Below are 21,494 nucleotides of genomic sequence, written 5' to 3' on the forward strand. Positions count from 1 at the left end.
ATCGTCTTCCGTCATCTCTGATCATCTACATCGAAACCGCCTTCAAGGATAAAGCTTTTCAGCAGCTTAGTCGCGAGGATATTCGCCGTGAACTGGGTGACCGGACTGTCCGGCTTGTCGAAGAACTCCTTCGCCAAAGGTTTATTGATGGATGCTTTCAGCCGATCGAACCGCCCGAATTCGTTCAGAGTTGTTTCGGTAAGGTCAAGTCGCATCATTTCATCGAGCAACGCGCCATCCACACCAAGCGCCTTGGTGATTTTCTCCACCTGGCTGTTCTTTGCACTGTTCGCATAGCACGTAATGTAATCGCGCAGTGTTTTGCCTTTCTCCAGCTCGACCTCACCACGTTCCACATCGTGCATGAACAGTTCGGCGTAACGCTGTTCTTCTTGGCTGAGCGAGGCGAATGACTTATGCAGCTCCTCCTCGGCCGACGCCAGCAAGGACGGGTCTCCCCCACCGAGTGCTTTGAGCCATTTGGTGAAGTTGGCATTCATGTAATCCGTATCGATCAATCCCGTATCTATCTCCGTGATATGGCCGTCAAGCTCATACGGGGCTTCCGGCCCACTGCCGGGTCCTTCGCCACTGCTGAACATTTCCTTGTACCGTTGCACGAGAATCAGATATGTCCGTTCATCGAGTTTTGGCCGCACGACCTCCACGGAGCCATCATCATGGACGATGGAATATTCCCGCTGTTCCCAGGTGAATCCCTGAACCTTGGCAGCCTCCAGAAAATCGTTGAGCTCCACGATCAGTTTCGCGAATTTACGGCACGCCTCCACCGAAGCCGGCAGCCGCATGAAGTCATCCACGCCTTCGGTACGGAACACAGAAGCTATTTCTTCGAAACGCGCATCCATCAGACGCACGTTTTCCGGCAGCTTCTGCACGAACAGGTCAAGCGGCCTATCTCCGGAATATAGTTTCACCGCAGCTTCGATATATCCCTTCATCGTGTGCGGTTTGCGATAGTAGCGTATCGTTCCAAAAGGCTTGTCCGTCCCGAGCAATCTGTTCGTGCGGCTGAACGCCTGAATGATGTTCTCGTAGTCGATGATCTTGTCAAGATACAGCGTATTGACCCACTTGGAATCGAAGCCGGTCAGCATCTGGTCGACCACGATCAGCAAGTCCAAGCGCTCCTCACGATGCTGGTCGACCGTCAAGTACGGACGCTTGTGGGAAAGTCTGGCAGTAATGTCTTTCTTCATTTTCGGCCATGTGGGGATGATGAAATCCTTGCCGAACAGTTCGTTGTAATCGCCGATAATTTCCTTAAGCGCGTCTTCCTTAAGGATAGCGCCATTGGAATTGTCGACATTGGGATCAAACAACGCGGTCACATGCATCTGTGGCGCGCGTTCCTTGAACAGGTGGTAGTAGCTGATGGCCTCGGGAATGGAGCTCGTGGCAAGCATGGCATGGAATTTGTTACCCCTGCTCAGCAATGGGAACTGATCGAGGATATCCTCCACGACCTTGCCCTCGTGCGGAGTGCTTTGCGCGTATTGAGCCGAGGTCAGATAATCCTCGATGCCTTTGATGCGTTCTCCGGCCTGCGTTTCCATGGGGCCCATCGGCACTTGCTTCGGATCCATGTAATGGTAGAACACTTTGGATTTCGTTGGATCCGCCTGAGCCTCCTCAATCGTTGAGGCCTTCGCCTTCTCCAACGCGACCGCCTGGCGAACATCCTTGTCTCGGTATGTCAACACCATGTACGGGTCGAATCCGAGCACATTGCCGTCACGGATGCCGTCGGCGATGCTGTACCGGTGAAGACAATCACCGAACACCATTGACGTAGTGGCTCCACTCTTACGATTCTCCTCATGGATTGGAGTGCCGGTAAACCCGAAGTACAGCGCATTCGGGAAGGAATGGCGAATATCCTGCAGCATTTCGCCGAACGTGGAACGATGGCATTCGTCGATGATGAACACGATGCGTTTATTAGCGAGCTTCTTCACTTCTTCTTCGGTGACATGCCCCTCGCCAGCCTTGATGTTGCTCATTTTCTGAATGGAAGTGACGATAAGCGTGTCTTTGGGATCGACGCTGGCCAATTTCGCCTTGAGCACGTCCGTGTTCTCCGTGCCCTGCACGTCATCGGCATCGTCGGCGAACGACCGATATTCAAGCAATGACTGCGTACCCAGTTCAATACGATCCATGAGGAAGACAACTTTGTCTGCGTCCTTCGAATCGGCGACAAGCTGTGCCGCCTTGAAACTGGTCATGGTCTTGCCTGAACCGGTGGTATGCCACACATAGCCTCCCAGCCGCCCCGGAGTTCCGCTTGGCACAGGCTCGTCCCATTTACAGGTGCGCACACGGTCGGAAATGGCGTTCACCGCCTGGTATTGATAGCTACGCAACACTTTGAGACATCCATCCGCGGAATCCGCGACCGTGTAGAAACCGATAAGTTGGTGAGCCATAGGAATGGACAGCAGATCCGAGGTGAAGCGTTTCCATTCGTCCTGTCCGACATGTTTGTTCGCCGCTATGGGTTCGTTGTTGTAGTCGGCCCAGTGGAAGAAATAATTGCTATTGAAATCGCCTTCACCCGGATTGGCGAAGTACACGGCATCATCAGGATTCATGGCCACAAAGACCTGCACAAGCCGAAACAGTCCGGTGAATACGCCCTCATGCGCATATTTCGCGATTTGATTGGTGGCTTGGCTTATGGGAATGCCACTCTTCTTCAGCTCGATATGAATGACCGGCATGCCGTTGATAAGCAGGCAGACGTCTCCCCTACGATCGTTCAACATCTTGTTTTTCGCCGGATAAACAGGCTGCCTTGCGATTTGATAACGGCTTTGCCCGGCTGCGATTTCCTGACGATCGTAGATCTTCAGGCTGATTTCCTTGCCGAAGTGCAATTCGTCTTTGGGGTTGTCTCGCTTGATGGACACAGTTTTCCCGTTGATGAAGGAATTCAACGCTAGCGGAGTACGCAAGTTTTCGATTTGCTCGAGGATCTGCGCCATCTCACCCTTGGTAAGACGCTTCCCATTCAATCGGTCAATGCCTTTGTTGTTGTCGAATAGAATATTGGCCCAATTGTCGATGAGATCCTGTTCGGTCGGATACTCCAATATGCCGTCGGCCCATCCGTGACGTTTCAGCACCGCAACCAGATCGTCCTCGAAATCCGATTCCTTGTCGTAGAACACGCTCTACCTCCCCGAATGCACCGTCACTTTCTGAGGTCAATCTTACGAGCGGCACCCTCCAACAGCCAAGGAGCAACACCAATACTTACGCTGATGAAGGGTGATGAGCGAGTCCAGACGGTCGAAGAACGCGCCGATCTGATGCTGCTCAGCTAGATTCGTCCATGGGATGAATATCGTTTTCATTCCTTCGATGTCGATGCTACGTCCATCGCGAATCCCATAAACATGAGGCTTCAGATCTACATCAATAAAACGCTTCGACCTGAAATAGAGATAATAGAAATTGGAATCGACGTTCTTGCCTTGGAAAATATGATATGCGGGACTAACCAAACCACAAGATGTAGCCTTTTCGAGACCTCCTTCAAACGAACGAAGATGAACAATGAAATCTCCTGTGTTGACAACTTTGTAGTTTGAAAGACTGCTCCTATCAAACTGGAGATTTCGATTGGATTCATCGCGACGAACTGTGCCGCCGCCTTGAATGATTGTAAGAGCTGGCAAGTCATCTCGATCTTTTTCGGAATGTTCCTCAAATAGCTCACCCAGCTTACGCTGTTCCCAAGCGGGGGTGCGGTATTCTTGTGAAAGATGTGCAGTCGCTCGTGGAGCCGCGCATTTTGCCGGCACCGCAATGAGGAGGGATAGATGAACAAGCAACAGCTCGCTTCGAAAATCTGGGAGTCCGCCAACAAGATGCGTTCCAAGATTGAGGCGAACGAATACAAGGATTATATTCTTGGTTTCATCTTCTACAAGTTTCTTTCCGAAACCGAGCTGATGCGATTGAAAGCCAGCGATTTCACCGATGATCAGCTGCCGCAGCTCACGGAGGATAATCCGGACATTGTGGAATTCGTGCAGGGTGAGTGTGGCTACTTCATTGCCTATGACAATCTGTTCTCCACATGGATCAAAAAGGGTAATGATTTTGAGATTTCCAACGTTCGTGATGCTCTTTCGGCGTTTTCCCGCAATATCAGCCCGGCGCACAAGAAGGTCTTCGATGGCATTTTTGACACTTTGCAGACCGGGCTTTCCAAACTTGGCACCGACGCGAGAAGCCAGTCCAAAGCGGCACGAGACCTGATTTACCTCATCAAAGACATTCCGATGGATGGCCGTCAGGACTATGATGTGCTCGGTTTCATCTACGAATACCTCATCAGTAATTTCGCCGCCAACGCGGGTAAGAAGGCTGGTGAGTTCTACACGCCTTCCGAAGTCTCTCAGCTGATGAGCGAAATTGTCGCCTGGCATTTGCAGGGGCGTGAACAGATCAAGATCTACGATCCGACTTCCGGTTCCGGCTCTCTGCTGATTCATATCGGCCAGGCGGTGGCTCGGCGCAACGGCAATCCGGATTCCATCATGTATTACGCGCAGGAGCTTAAGGAGAACACCTATAACCTCACGCGTATGAATCTGGTGATGCGTGGCATTCTTCCCGACAATATCGCCGCCCGTAATGGTGACACTCTGGAGGATGACTGGCCATGGTTCGACACGTTGGAGAACAAGGAGGAAACCTACAATCCGCTGTTTGTGGACGCAGTGGTCTCCAATCCTCCGTATTCGCAGAACTGGGATCCCACTGACAAGGAGATCGATCCGCGCTTCAGCTACGGCATAGCTCCGAAATCCAAAGCCGATTACGCCTTCCTGCTGCACGATCTGTACCATCTGCGTGCCGATGGCATTATGACCATCGTTTTGCCGCATGGGGTGCTGTTCCGCGGCGGCGAGGAAGGGCAGATTCGTAAGAACCTGATTGAAAACCGCCATATTCAGGCGATCATCGGGCTTCCGGCAAACATTTTCTTCGGTACGGGCATTCCCACCATCGTGATGGTGCTGCGTAAGAAACGTGATGATGACAGGGTGCTCATCGTCGACGCTTCCAAGCATTTCGTCAAGGATGGCAAGAACAATAAGCTGCGTGCCTCCGACATCAAACGCATTGTCGATGTGGTGTCGAACAATCGCACGGTGCCCAAGTTCAGTCGCTTGGTATCCATTGACGAGATTCGGGATAACGATTACAACCTCAACATTCCGCGGTATGTCGATTCATCCGAGGAAGCGGAGACATGGGATGTGTACGCTTCGATGTTCGGCGGCGTTCCGAAGAACGAGGTAGACCAGCTCAAGGAATACTGGACTGCTTGGCCGAGTCTGAAAGCCGAATTGTTCCGCGACAATGGTGCCTGCTACGCCTGCGATCACGATGACATCGCCGCAGCGGTTCGCAATAATTCCGACGTGAAGATATTCATCGCCTCGTATGAGCGGTCCATTTCCAAGTTGCCTGCTGATTTGCGTTCCCGTTTGGTAGAACATCCTGAACAAGTGGATGCGCTTGCCCAAGAGACCGCCATTGGCAAAGAACTGGACGCGATGATTGCCGGAACCCCACTGGTCGACCCCTATGACGCCTATCAGAAGCTCGATGACGCATGGGGCGGCATTTCCATTGATTTGGAAGTGTTGGGGTCCGAGGGCTTCGATGCGGTAAGAGCCGTGGACCCGAATATGGTTGTCAAGAAAAAAGGCGGCAAAGATGTGGAAGTGCAGGACGGCTGGATTGGCCACGTTCTGCCGTTCGACCTGGTTCAGCGCGAGCTGTTGCACGATGATTTGACTGCGATTGAGGCGGACGAGCGCCGTGTGCAAGACATCGATTCCGAGGTTGAAACCATTTTGGAAGGTTTCGATGAGGATGACAAGCAGAACAGCGATGCGATCAATCAGGACGGTGACGCCTTCGTGGCCGCCGAGCTGAAGAGGGCGGTCAAGGCGATCGGCAAGAATCCGGCTTCCGATTTCGAGCGTGGCTTGGTGCAGGCTCAGAAGCTATTCGATGAGACGAAGAAGCTGAAATCTGGTATCAAGACCAAGCGAAACGCATTGGAGGAGAAGACTTGCAACACGATTAAGGCGTTGACCGACGAGGAAGCCAGGCGATTGCTGGAAGCCAAGTGGATTACGCCATTACAGAAGCAGCTGGAAGAACTGCCGAATGCCGTGATCGACGAGCTCATTGGCAAAGTGAACGTGTTGAAGAACAAGTACGCCACCACATATGCCGATGTATGCGGCCAAATCGATGAAGCGGAGAAGGAATTGGCCGGAATGCTTGGCGATTTGACCGGCAATGCTCGTGATATGGCGGGCTTGGAAGAGCTCAAAGCACTGCTCGGGGGTGAATAATTATGGTCGAACAGCATGGAAAAACACTAGTTCCGCAGATTCGTTTCGCTGGTTTCACTGACCCTTGGGAACAGCGTAAGCTGGGTGAGCTATTTGAGGAACATTCCGAAAAAGATCGAGATGACTTGCCAGCTCTTACAATCATTCAAGGCGGCGGCACAGTTCGTCGCGATGAATCCAATCGAAATCTCCAGTTTGATAGGAGCAGTCTTTCAAACTACAAAGTTGTCAACACAGGAGATTTCATTGTTCATCTTCGTTCGTTTGAAGGAGGTCTCGAAAAGGCTACATCTTGTGGTTTGGTTAGTCCCGCATATCATATTTTCCAAGGCAAGAACGTCGATTCCAATTTCTATTATCTCTATTTCAGGTCGAAGCGTTTTATTGATGTAGATCTGAAGCCTCATGTTTATGGGATTCGCGATGGACGTAGCATCGACATCGAAGGAATGAAAACGATATTCATCCCATGGACGAATCTAGCTGAGCAGCATCAGATCGGCGCGTTCTTCGACCGTCTGGACTCGCTCATCACCCTTCATCAGCGTAAGTATGACAAGCTCTGCGTACTGAAAAAATCCATGCTCGACAAGATGTTCCCTAAAGGGGGTTCGCTGTATCCGGAAATTCGTTTTGCTGGTTTCACTGACCCTTGGGAACAGCGTAAGCTGGAGGACTACGTTGCTGTCTCAACCGCCAAAAATTTTGACGGCAGATTCAATAAGGAAGATGTTTTATCCGTCTCCGGCGAGTATGGCATAGTAAATCAAATTGCATTCCAGGGACGTTCATTTGCTGGATCATCTGTTCTGAATTACGGAGTTGTCAATACTGGCGACATCGTGTACACGAAATCACCATTGAATTCGAATCCGTACGGAATTATCAAAGTAAACAAAGGAATTCCGGGCATTGTCTCAACCCTATATGCGGTTTATCGACCGCAGGATAATGTTCATACCAATTTCATTCAAGTGTATTTTGAGCAGCACGAGCGAATGAATAATTACATGCATCCCTTGGTCAACAAAGGGGCAAAGAATGACATGAAGGTCACTGCGGAGAATGCCCTGAAAGGAGTGGTCACATTCCCTAGCCGTGAAGAGCAGGTCATTATTTCAGAGTTCTTCGACCGTCTGGACTCGCTCATCACCCTTCATCAGCGTAAGCTCGAATTACTGCGGAATATTAAGAAATCCATGCTTGACAGGATGTTCGTATAGGGGGTGTTATGGCAACTATCACTCTATTCCACGGTTCCCCGTACGAATCCGTAGCCCCCGAGTACGGTTTGGGCAACGACAAGCATGATTACGGTCGCGGATTTTATCTGACCGAAAGTGTCGAGCTTGCCAAGGAATGGGCCGTATGCAGACCGGATGAGTCCAACGGTTGGGTTCACCAATATGAATTGGATACGGAAGGCCTGCAAATTCTGAATTTCCAGGAGCATAGCGTGCTCACATGGCTTGCCGAGCTGATGAAGCACCGCGATGCCGCCGATTCCAAGCGTTATCGGGTACTGGCCGCAAAGTTCATCGCCAAATACGGCATCGACACCAATGGGTATGACGTCATCAAGGGCTGGCGCGCGAACGCCTCGTATTTCTACATCGCCAAGGAATTCGTGCGCGACAATGTGGACGTCGACATCCTGGAGGAACTGCTGTCGCTGGGCGGTCTGGGCATCCAATACTGCGTCAAAAGCGAGAAGGCATACGCCCAATTGCGAGAGATTCCAAGTGGTCTGCTTTCCGTCAGCTACAGCGAATTCAATGACAAATACAATAAACGGGATGTTGAAGCGCGCCAGAGTATGCGCGATCTTATCGATTCCGACGCCAACACAGTGACCAACGTGTTCAGTACGTTGCTCTAGAAGGTGATGACCATGCGAGCATATCCGGAAGTCTATCGGGATGATGTGGTGGAGAGTCAGGGCAAGCTCTTCGACTATGTGGCACAGTCGTTTCCAGGCAAGAGCACGGAGGATTTCATCACTGCATATATGGCGAGTAAAACGCGTAAGAGCATCGATGAGGCCCAGGCCTATGTCAATACGATGGATGCGAGTGAGCTGTGGAAGTACTTTACGGAAACGGAAGGCTACCAGCTGAAGGATGGCAGGGCGCTCGAAGGATTCATGCCTGATTGGATCGGCGAATTCTACGCCTACTATCAGTGGTTCTACGGTATCCCCAGTGCCAAGGTGATCGACCAAGTTCCGCTGGATTTCCTGGAAAAAGCGTATTTCGGACTTCATGACCTCGATCTGGAGCTTGCCGTGCGGAAAGTCGGCGAGGAATGACGGAGATTATCTGCTTTCACAACCCTGACGAGGAAAATGGGTATCTGAGCAACTGGTATTTGTCACGCTTCACTATGGATGGCATCGAGTTCTCCTCGATGGAACAGTACATGATGTACCGCAAGGCCTGCTACTTTAACGATGTCGAAACGGCCGCGAGAATCCTCGAAACCAATGATGTGGCTGAAATCAAACGACTTGGCCGATTGGTGGCCGGTTATGACGAGCACGTATGGAACGGCGTCCGTCAGGTCGAAGTCTATGAAGGATTGCTTGCCAAGTTCGGTCAGAATGCCGAACTTGGGGCGCAGCTTGAGACAACAGGCAATGCAGTGCTGGCGGAATGTGCTGTCAAAGACCGCATCTGGGGCATCGGCCTGTCGATGCATGATCCGGCTAGATTCGATCCGGCCAAATGGCGTGGCCAAAACCTGCTTGGATATGCGTTGATGCTCACTCGGAGGAAACTCAGCAGCACAAATTGGCGGTAACACGACTGTTTGCTGGCCTTAATCGCTCCCGCTTGGGAACAGCGTAAGTTCTCTGATTTTGCAGTAGCATCCGGGACTAAGAATAAAGATAATTTGCCATTGCGTAGTTATTCCGTCTCGAACGACCGAGGATTCGTGCCGCAAGACGAGCAATTTGAAAATGGCGGCACCATGCATGACGCTGACAAGAGCGCATACTGGATTGTTGAGCCGGGTTCCTTTGCGTATAACCCAGCACGAATTAACGTTGGTTCGATTGGATATCTGAAAGCCAACGAAAGCGTTATTGTTAGTTCGCTTTATGAGGTGTTTCAGACTAACGAGACCTGTGATGACAGATTCCTTTGGCATTGGTTCAAATCGCCGTTGTTCATGAAGCAGATTGAGATGCTACAAGAAGGTGGGGTTAGACTCTACTTCTTTTTCGATAAGCTTTTACAAAGCGAAATTCAGATGCCAGGTGTTGCTGAGCAGAGACTCATCGGAGCGTTCTTCGACCGTCTGGACTCGCTCATCACCCTTCATCAGCGTAAGTAAGATGGCTGCGCCAATCCCCTATTTTTCAGAAAGGCGCATCTCATGCAGGAAACCATCACGACAGAATCGCTGTTCTGCGACTATTACGCCCAGTGGGTGAAGACTTACAAAGAGGGAGCCATTCGCGACGTGACCATGGGCAAATACCGTCTTACTCAGTCCTGGCTCAACAAGCTCATTCCCGAACTGAAGCTCATCGATATGGATCGAACCGCCTATCAGCAGCTCATCAATGGTTACGCGCAGCATCATGAGCGCCAAACCACCATGGATTTTCACCATCAGATCAAAGGTGCCATTCTCGATGCCGTCGATGAGGGGCTCATCCCCCGTGACCCTACGCGCAAAGTCATCATCAAAGGCAAGCAGCCACGCATTAAGAAAATGAAGTATCTCAACCAATTCGAACTGCATGCCATGCTCGCGGACCTTGATCTTGGTGCCGAAGCCAGCTGGGATTGGCTCATCCTTCTTATCGCGAAAACCGGACTCCGATTCTCCGAGGCGCTTGGTCTCACGCCTGACGACTTCGACTTCGCCCACCAGACCCTTTCTGTCAGCAAAACCTGGGACTATAAGAACGGCGGCGGCTTCGTGCCCACTAAAAACGAATCATCCGTGCGTAAAGTGCAACTCGACTGGCAACTCATCATGCAAATGTCTGGCTTACTCAAGGATCTTCCGCATGACAAGCCTATTTTCGTGCACGGCAAGGTCTATAACTCCACAGCCAACGACGTACTTGCGAAACATTGCAAAAACGTGGATGTGCCGGTCATCTCCATCCATGGTCTGCGTCACACGCACGCTTCGCTGCTGCTGTTCGCCGGCGTATCGATCGCCAGCGTATCACGGCGTCTTGGCCACGCCAGCATGACCACAACTCAGGAAACATATCTGCATGTCATCCGCGAATTAGAAAACAAGGACGTGGATATCGTCATGCGAGCGCTGTCCACACTCATCTGATGGGACTTCCGGCTCTTCCAAGTATTCGGAAAAAGCCGAAAATCATCTGAAACAGCATATGGCGTTTTCGTAATCCCCAGGTAAAAGCAGCAGGCGTCATTGCCAGACCGGTTCCATAGGTGGTTTGCAACTTCCGTAGGTGGTTGACCTCGGTATCGGCGTTTGGAAATGGCCTAATTCAGGCCGTTTCCAAAACGCCTTTCCTCCGTCTATCACCTACAGAAGCGAAAACCACCTACGGAATACCTCATAACCGCAAACCCAACAAACTCCCACACAAAGCAGGGCTCAGCACGTACAACCAGGCAGCCCCGACTCTCCACCGCGCTCAGCCACATCATTGTGCTGAATAGAATCTTGCCGGGAATGGCTGCGTCACATAATCGAAAAGATCGCCCCTGGCTTTCATGAATCCATAAGCGTACGCACTACTTCATACACGGCATAGCCGCCAAGACTGAATACTTCAGGCATCGGCGTACTCTCGATCAATGGCGCGCAGACCATTTACCATTGGGACGATTTTCTGAAAATATTTTTTCAGAAACGGCTCGCCCGCATCCGTAAACGTGGAGAACAGTACGTTGCCCTCGTTGTCAAACGTTGCTGTATGGTCAAAGCCCACTTCGGTAACGGTAATGGTATTACTATCCCATTCGGTTTTGATGCCATCCTGCACGAACACGTTATCTGCAGAAGCCATAACACACCACCTTTCGTCTCTCACCATTCTATAGAAACACGATGCGGGACCTCTAGTTTCTCAGTTGACGAAATCCTAAGAGCTTTACGCAACCGACCACACAAGTGGCAAGGCATCATGCTGCGCATCAGAACGGGGTTGCCGTCACAGGTAGGTGCTCCAGCCGAGTTTGACGGCGAGGATGATGCCGGTGAGCACGGCGGCGGCACGCATGATGTTCTCGGGAATATGACGCGTGACCGGAGGTGCGATGGAGCTGCCGATGATGCAGCCCAGGCACATCGCGATGGCGAACGGCCAATAGACGGAGCCACGGATGATGAACATGATCGCGGCAGAGATGTTCGCGCCGAAGCCGACCACGGTTTTCAGCGCGTTGATCTGGTGGAACGGGCCGATCTTGCCGAGGTCGAGGATCGCCAGGGCAAGGGTGCCGGCAGCGGCACCGAAATACCCCGAATAGATGCCGACAAAGCTCACGCCGACCCACAGCCACCATGGATCGCTACGCATGCCGGCGGCCGACTTATCCGCGATCTGCGCGGCACGCATGCCCTGATGCGATTGCGGCAACGCCTGCGCCACGGCATCTCGCGCGGCAGCCTTCTTGCGCGGGTTGAGCGCGATGATCAGCGCACTGAACAGAATGAGCGGCGGCACCGCGAATTCGAAGACCTTCGCCGGCAGCTCAAGAAGCAGCAGACCGCCGATGATACCGCCGATCAGGCCGATGCAGGCGTAGACCGCGACGCGCTTACCCTGGCCTGTAAGTTCCTTGCGCGCGGACAGCAGACCGCCGATGCCGGTGCCGAGCACGCCCACCGTGTTCGTGGTGTTGGACAATACCGGCGGGATGCCGAACGCCAGCAGCGCCGGGTAGGAGATCAGCGACGAGGCGCCGACCGCATACCCAATGAACCCTGCGCCGATTCCGGCGACAACCACCAGCAGCAATGTGACGATAGATACCCCGGCGATCATCATGGCGGCTCCTTTCCCTCCCGAACATGACGAGAGCCCAGTCTATCGACTTGGGCTTCGACCGGGTGCGAATGTTCAGAACGTGACAGGGCCGCATCGGTCAGGGGGCTGCTGCGCCGGCGTCACTTCACCTGCGTCACCTTGTTGCCCTTGACCATGTAGGCGTGACGCGCGATGTCGATCATCGGCTGGTCGAAACGGCTGTCCGTGTAGAACTCGTCGATGACGACGCCTTCGCCGTACAGTTCGCGGAATCGTTTCGGCTTGTTGATGTTGAAGTTCAGGTATTCCACGGCCATGGATTCCGGGTCGATGACGGAGCCGATCACATGGTCGATGCCGAGCCTGCGGCATGCCTCCCCCACGGTCAGATCGAACGATGCGGTGAGGATCACGTCGTCGGGCCGCGGCTCGTACCAAGGCTTGATGCGTTTCATGTTGCGTGTCCAGAACGCCGCGACCAGCCGGTCCAAATCCACGGACCGCGCCACCAGTCGCAGATAGTCGTCGCACAGCCCGCGCACGCCGCGTTCCATCTGTTCGAAGGACGCCCTGCCGAGCTTGTATTTGACGGCATAGCGCAGCACCGGTGCGATGAAGCGCAGTGCCTTGGGCTCGTACCTGAGGGAGAAGAGGTACAGGTCGAACAGACTTTCACCGTCATAGATCGTGCCGTCAAAATCGAAAACGCGCATCCGCTATGCTTTCCTCTCCCCTGGTCGGATATTGTCGGTGCGCACTCTCACGCACGCGCCTTCCCGCACTTACCTTAGTGCATCGGCGCCGCGGCAGGAACAGCTGTTGTCACATGCCATCGCGCATTCACCCATTGTTCATATCGGCATCCATATCGGCGTTCGCGTTGCCGCATGTCTCACCGCTCGCATCGACGGCACTGTTCGCCGCCATCTGGGCACGCGCGACCTCGATGAACATGTCGACCGCACTCCACCGGTAGCGTTGCCTGGCCACGCCGATGCTGATCGCATACCGTGCCTCCGGCCCGAGCGGCAGCACCTTGAGGCTTCGCATCTGCTCGTCGCTGAGCATCTCATGCATGAACTGGCGCACCTCCAGACTGGCGCCCACACCCAGTCTGGTCAGCGCCAGCAGGGTCTGCATGTTGTCGGACCGCGCCTTGACGATGGGGCGGAACCCGGCGCGGCGGAACAGCTGCTCGCCGATATGACCGTCGATGTCGCTGGCATGACCGAGCACGAACGGGCAATGTTCCAGCGGCGTAAGGTCGCCCCGCGCGATGCGCTCCTCGGCGTCCTTCGGCGAGCGCGTGACCACGTCCATCCACAGGGATCTCGGCATGACGAGCTGCATCTCCTCCTCGTAGAAGTCGAGCAGCTCCACGCCGGGCAGTGCACGCGGGAAATGCGCGATGGAAAGATCCACTTCGCCGTCAACTAGGCGCCGGGCCTGCGTCTCGTTCACGCCCTCGATCATCTCGACGGCGATGCCGGGCCGCTTGCGTTGGAATGCGGCGATGATGCGCGGCATGATGGCCAACCCGCGGGTGTGGCCGACCGCCACGCGCAGCACGCCAGACTCGTCATGGGCTATATCGTCGAACTCCTGCATCATCATGGTGTGCTCGCGTTGGAAGCCGGTGGCGTACCGCAGGAACGTCTCGCCGGCATAGGTGAGTTCCAATGGCACATGCCGCACGAACAGCTCGCAGCCGATCTCGCGTTCGAGGTTGGCGATATGCGCGCTGAGCGTCTGCTGGGTGATGCCCAGCCGTTGGGCCGCCTTGGTGAAGCTGCGTTGCTTGGCGACCATGATGAAGTAGTCCATGCTCAGGAAGTTCATGCACAGTACTTTACCTGTAATAGTTACCAGAGTGTTCAGTATTTCCACTGTTACAGTAATCACGGTTCCTCTGCTAGCCCCTGGAAGAACCGATACAGGCCTTGCATACACATCGCACATACCTCAGCACGATAAGAGAGAGTTCGCATGCCAGAAATCATCACCGTGGCGCTGTTCTGCGCGGCGCTCGTCACCTGCATCGCCACCGGCGTCTCCATCGTCCCGGCCCTGGCCGCGGGCGTGATCATCTTCCTCGTCCACGGACGTCTGACGGGTCACCGTTGGGGCGCGATGATCCGCAAAGGACTCGCCACCATGCGCGCGGCCAGCATCATAGTGGTCACCTTCGTGCTGATCGGCATGCTGACCACCTTGTGGCGTGCGGCGGGAACCGTGCCGTTCATCGTGGCGAACGCCACCGCGCTCATCCGCCCACACGTGGTGATTCTGCTGACGTTCCTGCTCAACTGCCTGATGTCGCTGCTGACGGGGTCCTCGTTCGCCTCGGCCGCGACGATGGGCGTGATCACCATGACCCTGGGCACGTCCATGCAGGTCTCCCCCGTACTGCTCGGCGGCGCGATGCTGTCCGGCATCTATTTCGGCGACCGGTGCTCGCCGGTCTCCACCAGCGCCCAGCTGGTCAAGACGCTGACCCATACGAACATCTTCGAGAACATCCGGCTCATGCTGCACACGGCGGCCATTCCCTTCGCGCTGACCTGCGCCGCCTATGCCGCGCTGGCGCTGTGCACGCACCCTTCCGCGGGTTCGATGGACGTGCGGGGATTGTTCGCCGGGGCGTTCAATCTGCATTGGGTGGTGATCCTGCCGGCGGCGGTGCTGGTGGTGCTGGCCGTCGCGCGGGTGGATGTGCGCGTCACGATGAGCGTCAGCATCCTCACCGCACTACCGATATGCATCCTTGTACAGCATATGGATTGGGCCACGCTCGGCAAGGCGCTCGTGTTCGGCTTCCATTGCACCGACGCCCGTGTGGCTCCGCTGATCGACGGCGGCGGCCTTGTCTCCATGGTCAAGGTGATGCTCATCGTGTGCATTTCCTCGTCATATTCCGGTATTTTTCAGGAGACCGGCCTACTGGACGGCGTGCACCGCGTCATCGCCGCGCTGGCCAGCCACGTCACGCCGTTCGGCGCCACTTTGGCGACATCGCTGGTCGCGAGCGCCGTCGCATGCAACCAGACGCTGTCGATCATGCTGACGAGTCAGCTGTGCTCAAACGTCGAATCCGACCGCCAACGCAAGGCCATCAATCTGGAAGACACCGCCGTGGTGGTCGCACCGCTCATCCCCTGGTCGATCGCCGGCGCCGTGCCGCTGTCCTCGGTCGGCGCGCCGACGGCGAGCATACTGTTCGCCTGCTTCCTGTATCTGCTGCCGTTGTGCCGGCTTGTCCGCGCGCTGTGGGATCGCAGGCACGGTGGTGCGGAAGAATCCGAACGGCATACGAGCGTCGACGCGTAACGACCTTCGCCGTGAAAATGCGGAAACGAAAAACGGCAGGCCCTTCCGCCATTCGATTGATATGGCGGAAGGGCCTGCCGTAACGATTCGTCGTTCAGCTGCCAGGTAGTGCGGTTCGGCTTAGGTTTGACTCAGGCTCTGCTCGGATCCGGTTCAGAAGAACAGCGCGGCTATGCCCGCGGCGAAGCACATGAGCAGCACCGACGTGAGGAAACTGGCGAGCAGCGCCTTGCGTCCCCTCTTGGCGATGGCCTTGAAGTTCACGTTGATGCCGAGAGCCGCCATGGCCATGCCGAGCACGATATAGGCCGCGTCGACCAGCTGCGGGGCGATCGATGCGACGAACGGCACGAAGGTGCCGATCACGGACGCGCCGATGAAGCCGAGCATGAACCACGGGAACGCGACCTTGCGTTTGCCGTCGGCAGGCACGGTGGAATGGTTTCTGTCCCACCAGATGGCGATGACAATGGCCGCGAACACCAGCATGAGCACTCGGGACAGCTTCATGATGGTGGCGATGTCGACGGCGCCGAACGCAGCACCCGCCGCCACGGCGTGCGCGATCTCGTGCAGGGAGGCACCGGCGGTGATGCCCAGCTGCGTTGCGGTGAAGCCGGTCAACGGGCCAAGCGCGATCTCCACAAGCGCGAAGACGGTGCCCATGATGGCCACGATGGCAACGGCCATGACCTCGCTGTCCGCCTTCTCGTCCTCCTGTTCCGGCGGCACCTTGATGGAACCGGACAGTCCCATGACGGCCGCGGCGCCGCAAATGCCCGTACCGCCCGATACGAGGATGGCGAGCTGCGGGTCCACGCCCAGTCTGCGGGCGATGGCATAGCACACGATGATGGTGAGCGTGACCACCACCGCGGCGATCGGCAGACATTTGACGCCTTGGGTGAACAGCACCTGCAGGTTGAGCTTGAAGCCAAGCAGAATGATGCCCAGACGCAGAAGCTTGTTGGAGATGAGCCCGGCGGCGTCCTTGACACCCGCCTTCCGCTCGCCGGATGCGCCCACGTACCGGGAACGGATCGGGAACTGGACCGCCATGCCGATGAGCAGCGCGATGATGAGCGCGCCGAACAGGGAGAAGCCCGGGAACTGCTTCAGCCAGGAGGCCACGCAGGATGCGAGCAGGGTCAGGATGCCTATGAAGGCCATGTCTCGGGTGGCGATGCGCCGCCACCATGTCGTGCAGAAATCTCTTATAGCTCTCAAAACTCTCATAAGATGTCCAGTTTTCCGTCGTTGCCGGACAAACGGCAAACCATACGCCGCATGGCACGCTATTGTTATTGGAAGAGTTGGCAAGTATCGGAGAATCCCGGGGGTGGAATGTGAACGCGAGTAAGACGAACCGAAAACCGAGCATGGGTGACGTGGCCGAGGCCGTAGGTGTTTCCAAGACCACGATCTCGCGGTATCTGCATGGGGAATACGCCTACATGTCCTCGGAGACCAAAGCGAAGATAGAGCAGGTCATCAATGAGCTCGGATATCGCCCGAACAGGATGGCCCAGGGGCTCAAGGCCACGGTGAGCCATTTGGTGGGCGTGAGCATCGCCGACGTGGGCAATCCGTTCAGCTCGCTGCTCATCAAGGGCATACAGGAGGAGTGCCGGGAACGCGATGTGCAGCTGCTTGTCAGCGATTCCAACAACAGTCCGGAATTCGAACGCGCCAATATCGAGTCGCTGCTGGATGCCCAAGTCGACGGGCTGATCGTCAATACCGTAGGCAACAACGATGCCTGGCTCTCGGAATTCCACGGCAGAAAGAACCGCAAGCCTGTAGTCATGCTCGACCGCATCATGACGCCCCTGACATACGACAGCGTAGCCAGCGACAACGCCGGTGCCGTGCAATCGATGCTCGATCATCTTGTATCGCGCGGATTCACCTATATCGTGTTCGTCACCAGACCTGGCAAGGGCATCAGCACCCGAACCACGCGCCGCATCGCATTCGAGAAGTATCTGCACGCCCATGCCGTCGAGGGCGATGTGCTGGTCTATGATTCCGGAGCGCGCGATCTGGGCACCGGAATCGGCAGATTGCTTGCCGACCACGACGGCGAGAAGATCTGCCTGTTCGCCAATAACGAGGAGAGTATGCGCGACATACTCGAGGCGACTTCCGACAGGACTCGTGGCGGCATCGGCATCTGCGCATTCGCCGACGAGCAGTGGGCCAAGTACAGCGGATTCGGCATCACCTGTCTCGATCAGAATCCCGTGCTCATGGGACGTACCGCCGCCAGGAAACTGTTCTCCCGCGTCTACGACGGGGCCAAGGGCCCATGCTCGGTGGACGAGCTGCCTACGCGGCTATGCGTGTTCGCATCGACGCTGATCTGATTCGCACATCACGATTCACAAGCCCCTGAAATCTTCAGGGACACGCCGTAGTTAACCGGTACACATGTTTTGGTGTACGCTCTTTGTTAACCGATAAACGTAACCGGTAAACTAAATCGGTCAACATCGACCGGTAGCATGAACATCAACCAACAACGGCTCAAGGAGGAGCAACATGATCATCTGGGTCATGGGCATACTGCTGATCGCCTCTTTCATCTGCTTCGTCATCTACGCAATGAAGGGCGGCAACCTCACCATCGGATTCTTCATCCTCACCATCGTGTGGACGCTGGTCTATTTCCTCGGCGTACCGTTTGGCATAGGCAAACCTTTCAACGTCATTGAGGAGACGTTCGCCCAACCCGCGCTGACCTACGGATCGACCATTATCCAGATTATCTGCGGCGCATGGTTCGGCCGCGTGCTGGTCGACACCGGCATCGCCGCCTCCATCTCCTACCGCACCGCCAAGGTCGGCGAGAAGAGCCCCGTTCTGGCCACCATCTGCATGGCGTTGGTCACCTGTCTCATCTTCACCAGCGCCTACGGTGTCGGCTCCGCCATCGCCATCGGCGTGATCCTCTTCCCCATCCTCGGCCGCCTAGGCGTCCCCAAGCGCATCGCGGTGCCGGTGTTCACCCTTTCCATCGGCGCGGCCATGTGGATCAACAGCGTGCTCTTCGTACAGTTCGCAGCCTTCTACCAGGATTACAAGTCCCCGGATGGACAGGTCATCGAATGGGGCAACCACTACCTGCGCTTCGGTATCGCCGCAATGATCGTGCAAATGATCGGCGTTATCATCTTCATCCTCATCAACGCCAAGGCCATCAAGAACGGTAAGCCCTATGAGGTGGGAGACCCGAGCGAGCAGACCGCCGAAATCCCGCAGGTGCCCGTATGGACCTACGTGTTGCCGATCGTGCCGGTGGCGCTGAGCATCATCTTCCAATGGGACGCCGTTCCGGCGCTCTTCCTGGCCTCCATCATCGCCTTCCTCGGCACCGGCCATATGAAGACCTACAAGGGCTTCGTCAATATCCTCAACTCCACCGCGAAGACGGCCATCGGAGACATTGGCAGCCTGATCATCATGCTGCTGGTGCTGCGCTTCTTCCAGCATGCCGCCGTCACCGTGATGGCCGATTTCGGCCCGGCGCTGACCTCCGTGGTCCCCAACAACGAGATGATCCTCGCCATCGCGGTATGCATCCTCGCGCCGCTGGCCTTGTTCCGCGGCCCGCTCGAGCTCTACGGCGCAGGCTCCGCCGTCATCAGCATCCTGATGGGCATGGGCGTATTCAACGCATGGTTCCTGTTCGCCCTGCTCGTGGTACCGTCCATGACCTGCATCTCCAGCTGCGTCACCCAGTCGTGGAACATGTGGGCCGTCGAATACAACGAGCTCGAACCGAAGACCTTCCTGAAGAACGGCGTTCCGGTCTACTGGCTGTGCTCCTTCCCCATCATGGGCCTCGCATCGATCCTGCTGTTCTAACCGAACTTCCGGCCGCCGCTCCCCTTCCGGCGGCGGCCGGCACCACACACATGACATTCATCAAAACATGAAACCCTAAGGACCACATCATGACCACCATCGGCATCAACACCCTCGTCTACATGGACGCGCTGCACAACGGCACGCCCCAGTCCGAACTACTGGACACCATCGTCTCCCACGGCATCACACTCGCCGAAGTGCGACGCGAATACATCGCCGACGACGCCGAATACGACGCCATCGCCAGCGCCGCCGCACGCAACCGGCTGACGTTGTTCTACTCGGTCCCCGAATCAATCACCATCGACGGCAATGTCAATCCACGATTCCGCCAGTTCCTCGATGAGGCGGAACGCATGCACGTCTCCAATGTGAAGTTCAACCAAGGCGACATTCGCGAAGTCGCCCCACAGACGCTTCGTCTCATCGACAAAGAAGCTGCGGAACATGGCGTCACGCTGACCATCGAAAACGACCAGACGCCGGAAAACGGCACCTTCGCCTGCACATCCGCCTCGCTGGAGCACATCGCGGCAAACGGATCCGCCGTCGGATACACCTTCGATCTGGGTAACTGGTATTGGCGCGATGAGGATCCTCGGATCGCATTCGACCGGCTGCTGGAGCGCATCACCGTATTCCATCTGAAGAACGTCAACGGCTCCCCCGACAAGAACCGTCTTGCCACCACCATGTTGCAGGACGGCGTCATCGACTGGCAATCCATGCTGCAACGACTGCCGAGCACCGTCCCCGTCTTCCTGGAATTCCCCATCCCCACGACGCAGGTCGCCGAACAGGTAGATATCGTGCGCCGTGCCGTCGCAAACCGCTGAGCCATCCCCCAATTCCATCCAATCACAATCACAAGGAACACCAATGTCAGAAGTCATGACCATCGGCGAACCAATGGTGAATCTCATCGCCGATTCGAACGAAACCTATCTTGAGGCACGCACCCTGCCCAGGCAGATGGCCGGAGCCGAATTCAACGTGGCCATCGGCGTCACCCGACAGGGACATTCCGTCAGCTACGTGACCACGCTCGGCCAGGATTGGCAGGGTGATCTCATCCTCGACTATATGAGGGGGATCGGCATCGACACGTCGAATATCCGACGCACCTCCGGGGCCGCGACCGGCTATCAGCTCAAAGTGCGTTCCAGCGACGGCGAGCCGAAGGTCGTCTACTTCCGTTCGGGGTCGGCCGCTTCGCAGACCGCACCCGATATTGTGGACGGCATCGACTTCGACGGTGTGAGGATACTGCACGTCACCGGCATCTTCTCGGCACTCACCGACAACACGTACAGCACCGTAAGCAGACTGATGGATGCGGCACACGCACATGGCGTCACCGTACTTTTCGACCCGAATCCGCGACCGACCCTGTGGCCAAGCCGAGAAGCCATGATCGAGGCGACCAACAGGCTGGCGGCCAAATGCGACGTGTTCATGCCTGGACTGGAAGAGGGGCAACTGTTCTCCGGGGTTTCAGCCCCGCGTGATATTGCGAGGTTCTATCTCGATATGGGCGTCGGCAAGGTCATCATCAAACTCGGCGACGAGGGGTCGGCGCTCTTCGAGCGGGACGACAACGGCGGTATCAGACAGACCGCGGTTCCGAGCTTCACCGTCGATGTGGTCGACACTGTGGGCGCGGGTGACGGGTTCGCATCCGGCGTCATCACCGCGCTGCTCGAAGGACTCGATTCCGAGCATCTGCTCGAGCGCGCCAATGCAGTGGGCGCGATCCAGGTCACCAGCGTCTCCGATTCCGAGGGGTTGCCCACCGCCGAAGAGCTTCGCGCGTTCATCGCGTCCGCCCCGCGCAAAAAGCTTTCGCTGTAACGCAGACGCAGCATACAGCGAATCATCCAGTCACGTAACGTCCATATCAGTCCGTACAACAACAG

General features: G+C 55.8%; 19 protein-coding genes. 12 read left to right on the forward strand and 7 right to left on the reverse strand.

Going from position 1 to position 21,494, the window contains the following annotated elements; genetic code table 11:
* Window positions 1–11: 11 nt before the first annotated feature.
* Window positions 12–3,194, reverse strand: a complete 3,183-nt coding sequence (locus G1C98_RS05035; RefSeq protein ID WP_169079844.1) for a type I restriction endonuclease subunit R, EcoR124 family — start codon at window positions 3,192–3,194, stop codon at window positions 12–14.
* 42 nt (window positions 3,195–3,236) lie between these two features.
* On the reverse strand, window positions 3,237–3,860 hold the full coding sequence (locus tag G1C98_RS05040) for a restriction endonuclease subunit S domain-containing protein (protein ID WP_169079846.1): 624 nt from the start codon (window positions 3,858–3,860) through the stop codon (window positions 3,237–3,239).
* Here G1C98_RS05040 and G1C98_RS05045 point away from each other — a divergent pair.
* From G1C98_RS05045 to G1C98_RS05075, 7 genes are read left to right on the forward strand one after another with little or no spacing between them, the layout of a single operon-like run.
* A complete protein-coding gene (locus G1C98_RS05045; protein WP_169079848.1) occupies window positions 3,849–6,410 on the forward strand; it encodes a type I restriction-modification system subunit M in 2,562 nt (853 codons plus the stop codon). The genes G1C98_RS05040 and G1C98_RS05045 overlap by 12 nt on opposite strands.
* Window positions 6,411–6,412: 2 nt before the next feature.
* Window positions 6,413–7,633 (forward strand): restriction endonuclease subunit S, encoded by a 1,221-nt coding sequence (locus G1C98_RS05050; RefSeq protein WP_169079850.1) that lies wholly within the window; start codon window positions 6,413–6,415, stop codon window positions 7,631–7,633.
* A gap of 8 nt (window positions 7,634–7,641) precedes the next feature.
* A complete protein-coding gene (locus G1C98_RS05055) occupies window positions 7,642–8,289 on the forward strand; it encodes a DUF3990 domain-containing protein (RefSeq protein ID WP_169079852.1) in 648 nt (215 codons plus the stop codon).
* A 12-nt stretch (window positions 8,290–8,301) separates the two neighbouring features.
* Entirely contained in the window at window positions 8,302–8,718 is a 417-nt protein-coding gene (locus G1C98_RS05060; protein WP_240944912.1) for a hypothetical protein, read from the forward strand.
* Window positions 8,715–9,209 carry an NADAR family protein gene (locus tag G1C98_RS05065; protein ID WP_169079856.1) on the forward strand — a complete coding sequence of 165 codons (495 nt, stop codon included), beginning with the start codon at window positions 8,715–8,717 and terminating at the stop codon, window positions 9,207–9,209. The genes G1C98_RS05060 and G1C98_RS05065 overlap by 4 nt, the downstream gene beginning before the upstream one ends.
* Before the next feature lie 9 nt (window positions 9,210–9,218).
* Window positions 9,219–9,746, forward strand: a complete 528-nt coding sequence (locus tag G1C98_RS09350; RefSeq protein ID WP_169079858.1) for a restriction endonuclease subunit S — start codon at window positions 9,219–9,221, stop codon at window positions 9,744–9,746.
* 42 nt (window positions 9,747–9,788) lie between these two features.
* Window positions 9,789–10,715, forward strand: a complete 927-nt coding sequence (locus G1C98_RS05075) for a site-specific integrase (protein WP_169079860.1) — start codon at window positions 9,789–9,791, stop codon at window positions 10,713–10,715.
* A gap of 466 nt (window positions 10,716–11,181) precedes the next feature.
* Here the strand turns inward: G1C98_RS05075 and G1C98_RS05080 are convergent, their stop codons facing one another.
* From G1C98_RS05080 to G1C98_RS05095, 4 genes are all read right to left on the reverse strand, one after another.
* Window positions 11,182–11,418 carry a hypothetical protein gene (locus G1C98_RS05080; RefSeq protein ID WP_169079862.1) on the reverse strand — a complete coding sequence of 79 codons (237 nt, stop codon included), beginning with the start codon at window positions 11,416–11,418 and terminating at the stop codon, window positions 11,182–11,184.
* 144 nt (window positions 11,419–11,562) lie between these two features.
* The gene (locus G1C98_RS05085) at window positions 11,563–12,399 is read right to left on the reverse strand and encodes a sulfite exporter TauE/SafE family protein (RefSeq protein WP_169080163.1); all 837 of its coding nucleotides are present in this window, start codon (window positions 12,397–12,399) and stop codon (window positions 11,563–11,565) included.
* A 122-nt stretch (window positions 12,400–12,521) separates the two neighbouring features.
* On the reverse strand, window positions 12,522–13,094 hold the full coding sequence (locus G1C98_RS05090) for a haloacid dehalogenase-like hydrolase (protein WP_169079864.1): 573 nt from the start codon (window positions 13,092–13,094) through the stop codon (window positions 12,522–12,524).
* 127 nt (window positions 13,095–13,221) lie between these two features.
* Window positions 13,222–14,220, reverse strand: coding sequence for a LysR family transcriptional regulator (locus G1C98_RS05095; protein ID WP_205831893.1), 999 nt, complete (start codon window positions 14,218–14,220; stop codon window positions 13,222–13,224).
* 147 nt (window positions 14,221–14,367) lie between these two features.
* On the opposite strand from G1C98_RS05095, the gene G1C98_RS05100 reads away from it, so the two are divergent.
* Window positions 14,368–15,708 (forward strand): Na+/H+ antiporter NhaC family protein, encoded by a 1,341-nt coding sequence (locus tag G1C98_RS05100; RefSeq protein WP_169079866.1) that lies wholly within the window; start codon window positions 14,368–14,370, stop codon window positions 15,706–15,708.
* A gap of 153 nt (window positions 15,709–15,861) precedes the next feature.
* On the opposite strand, the gene G1C98_RS05105 is transcribed toward G1C98_RS05100, so the two are convergent.
* Window positions 15,862–16,926, reverse strand: coding sequence for a YeiH family protein (locus G1C98_RS05105; protein WP_169080167.1), 1,065 nt, complete (start codon window positions 16,924–16,926; stop codon window positions 15,862–15,864).
* A 161-nt stretch (window positions 16,927–17,087) separates the two neighbouring features.
* Here G1C98_RS05105 and G1C98_RS05110 point away from each other — a divergent pair, with 161 nt between their 5' ends.
* The 4 genes from G1C98_RS05110 to G1C98_RS05125 all read left to right on the forward strand — a co-directional run bounded on the left by G1C98_RS05110 (window position 17,088) and on the right by G1C98_RS05125 (window position 21,429).
* On the forward strand, window positions 17,088–18,074 hold the full coding sequence (locus tag G1C98_RS05110) for a LacI family DNA-binding transcriptional regulator (RefSeq protein WP_169079868.1): 987 nt from the start codon (window positions 17,088–17,090) through the stop codon (window positions 18,072–18,074).
* 175 nt (window positions 18,075–18,249) lie between these two features.
* Window positions 18,250–19,575 (forward strand): gluconate:proton symporter, encoded by a 1,326-nt coding sequence (locus tag G1C98_RS05115; protein ID WP_169079870.1) that lies wholly within the window; start codon window positions 18,250–18,252, stop codon window positions 19,573–19,575.
* An 89-nt stretch (window positions 19,576–19,664) separates the two neighbouring features.
* Complete coding sequence (locus G1C98_RS05120; protein WP_169079872.1) at window positions 19,665–20,414, forward strand: sugar phosphate isomerase/epimerase family protein; 750 nt, start codon at window positions 19,665–19,667, stop codon at window positions 20,412–20,414.
* A 43-nt stretch (window positions 20,415–20,457) separates the two neighbouring features.
* Complete coding sequence (locus tag G1C98_RS05125; RefSeq protein WP_169079874.1) at window positions 20,458–21,429, forward strand: sugar kinase; 972 nt, start codon at window positions 20,458–20,460, stop codon at window positions 21,427–21,429.
* Window positions 21,430–21,494 lie beyond the last annotated feature (65 nt).

Origin of the sequence: Bifidobacterium erythrocebi (assembly GCF_012932675.1) — a bacterium.
GTDB lineage: Bacteria > Actinomycetota > Actinomycetes > Actinomycetales > Bifidobacteriaceae > Bifidobacterium > Bifidobacterium erythrocebi.

What these genes read in the sequence shown, in the direction of transcription:
- G1C98_RS05045 (WP_169079848.1), top strand. Translation starts at nt 3,849, where the DNA reads ATGAACAAGCAACAGCTCGCTTCGAAAATCTGGGAGTCCGCCAACAAG.
- G1C98_RS05115 (WP_169079870.1), top strand. Translation starts at nt 18,250, where the DNA reads ATGATCATCTGGGTCATGGGCATACTGCTGATCGCCTCTTTCATCTGC.
- G1C98_RS05090 (WP_169079864.1), bottom strand. Translation starts at nt 13,094, where the DNA reads ATGCGCGTTTTCGATTTTGACGGCACGATCTATGACGGTGAAAGTCTG.
- G1C98_RS05050 (WP_169079850.1), top strand. Translation starts at nt 6,413, where the DNA reads ATGGTCGAACAGCATGGAAAAACACTAGTTCCGCAGATTCGTTTCGCT.
- G1C98_RS05065 (WP_169079856.1), top strand. Translation starts at nt 8,715, where the DNA reads ATGACGGAGATTATCTGCTTTCACAACCCTGACGAGGAAAATGGGTAT.
- G1C98_RS05055 (WP_169079852.1), top strand. Translation starts at nt 7,642, where the DNA reads ATGGCAACTATCACTCTATTCCACGGTTCCCCGTACGAATCCGTAGCC.
- G1C98_RS05075 (WP_169079860.1), top strand. Translation starts at nt 9,789, where the DNA reads ATGCAGGAAACCATCACGACAGAATCGCTGTTCTGCGACTATTACGCC.
- G1C98_RS05110 (WP_169079868.1), top strand. Translation starts at nt 17,088, where the DNA reads ATGGGTGACGTGGCCGAGGCCGTAGGTGTTTCCAAGACCACGATCTCG.
- G1C98_RS05125 (WP_169079874.1), top strand. Translation starts at nt 20,458, where the DNA reads ATGTCAGAAGTCATGACCATCGGCGAACCAATGGTGAATCTCATCGCC.
- G1C98_RS05060 (WP_240944912.1), top strand. Translation starts at nt 8,302, where the DNA reads ATGCGAGCATATCCGGAAGTCTATCGGGATGATGTGGTGGAGAGTCAG.
- G1C98_RS05095 (WP_205831893.1), bottom strand. Translation starts at nt 14,220, where the DNA reads ATGAACTTCCTGAGCATGGACTACTTCATCATGGTCGCCAAGCAACGC.
- G1C98_RS05120 (WP_169079872.1), top strand. Translation starts at nt 19,665, where the DNA reads ATGACCACCATCGGCATCAACACCCTCGTCTACATGGACGCGCTGCAC.
- G1C98_RS05080 (WP_169079862.1), bottom strand. Translation starts at nt 11,418, where the DNA reads ATGGCTTCTGCAGATAACGTGTTCGTGCAGGATGGCATCAAAACCGAA.
- G1C98_RS05085 (WP_169080163.1), bottom strand. Translation starts at nt 12,399, where the DNA reads ATGATCGCCGGGGTATCTATCGTCACATTGCTGCTGGTGGTTGTCGCC.
- G1C98_RS05100 (WP_169079866.1), top strand. Translation starts at nt 14,368, where the DNA reads ATGCCAGAAATCATCACCGTGGCGCTGTTCTGCGCGGCGCTCGTCACC.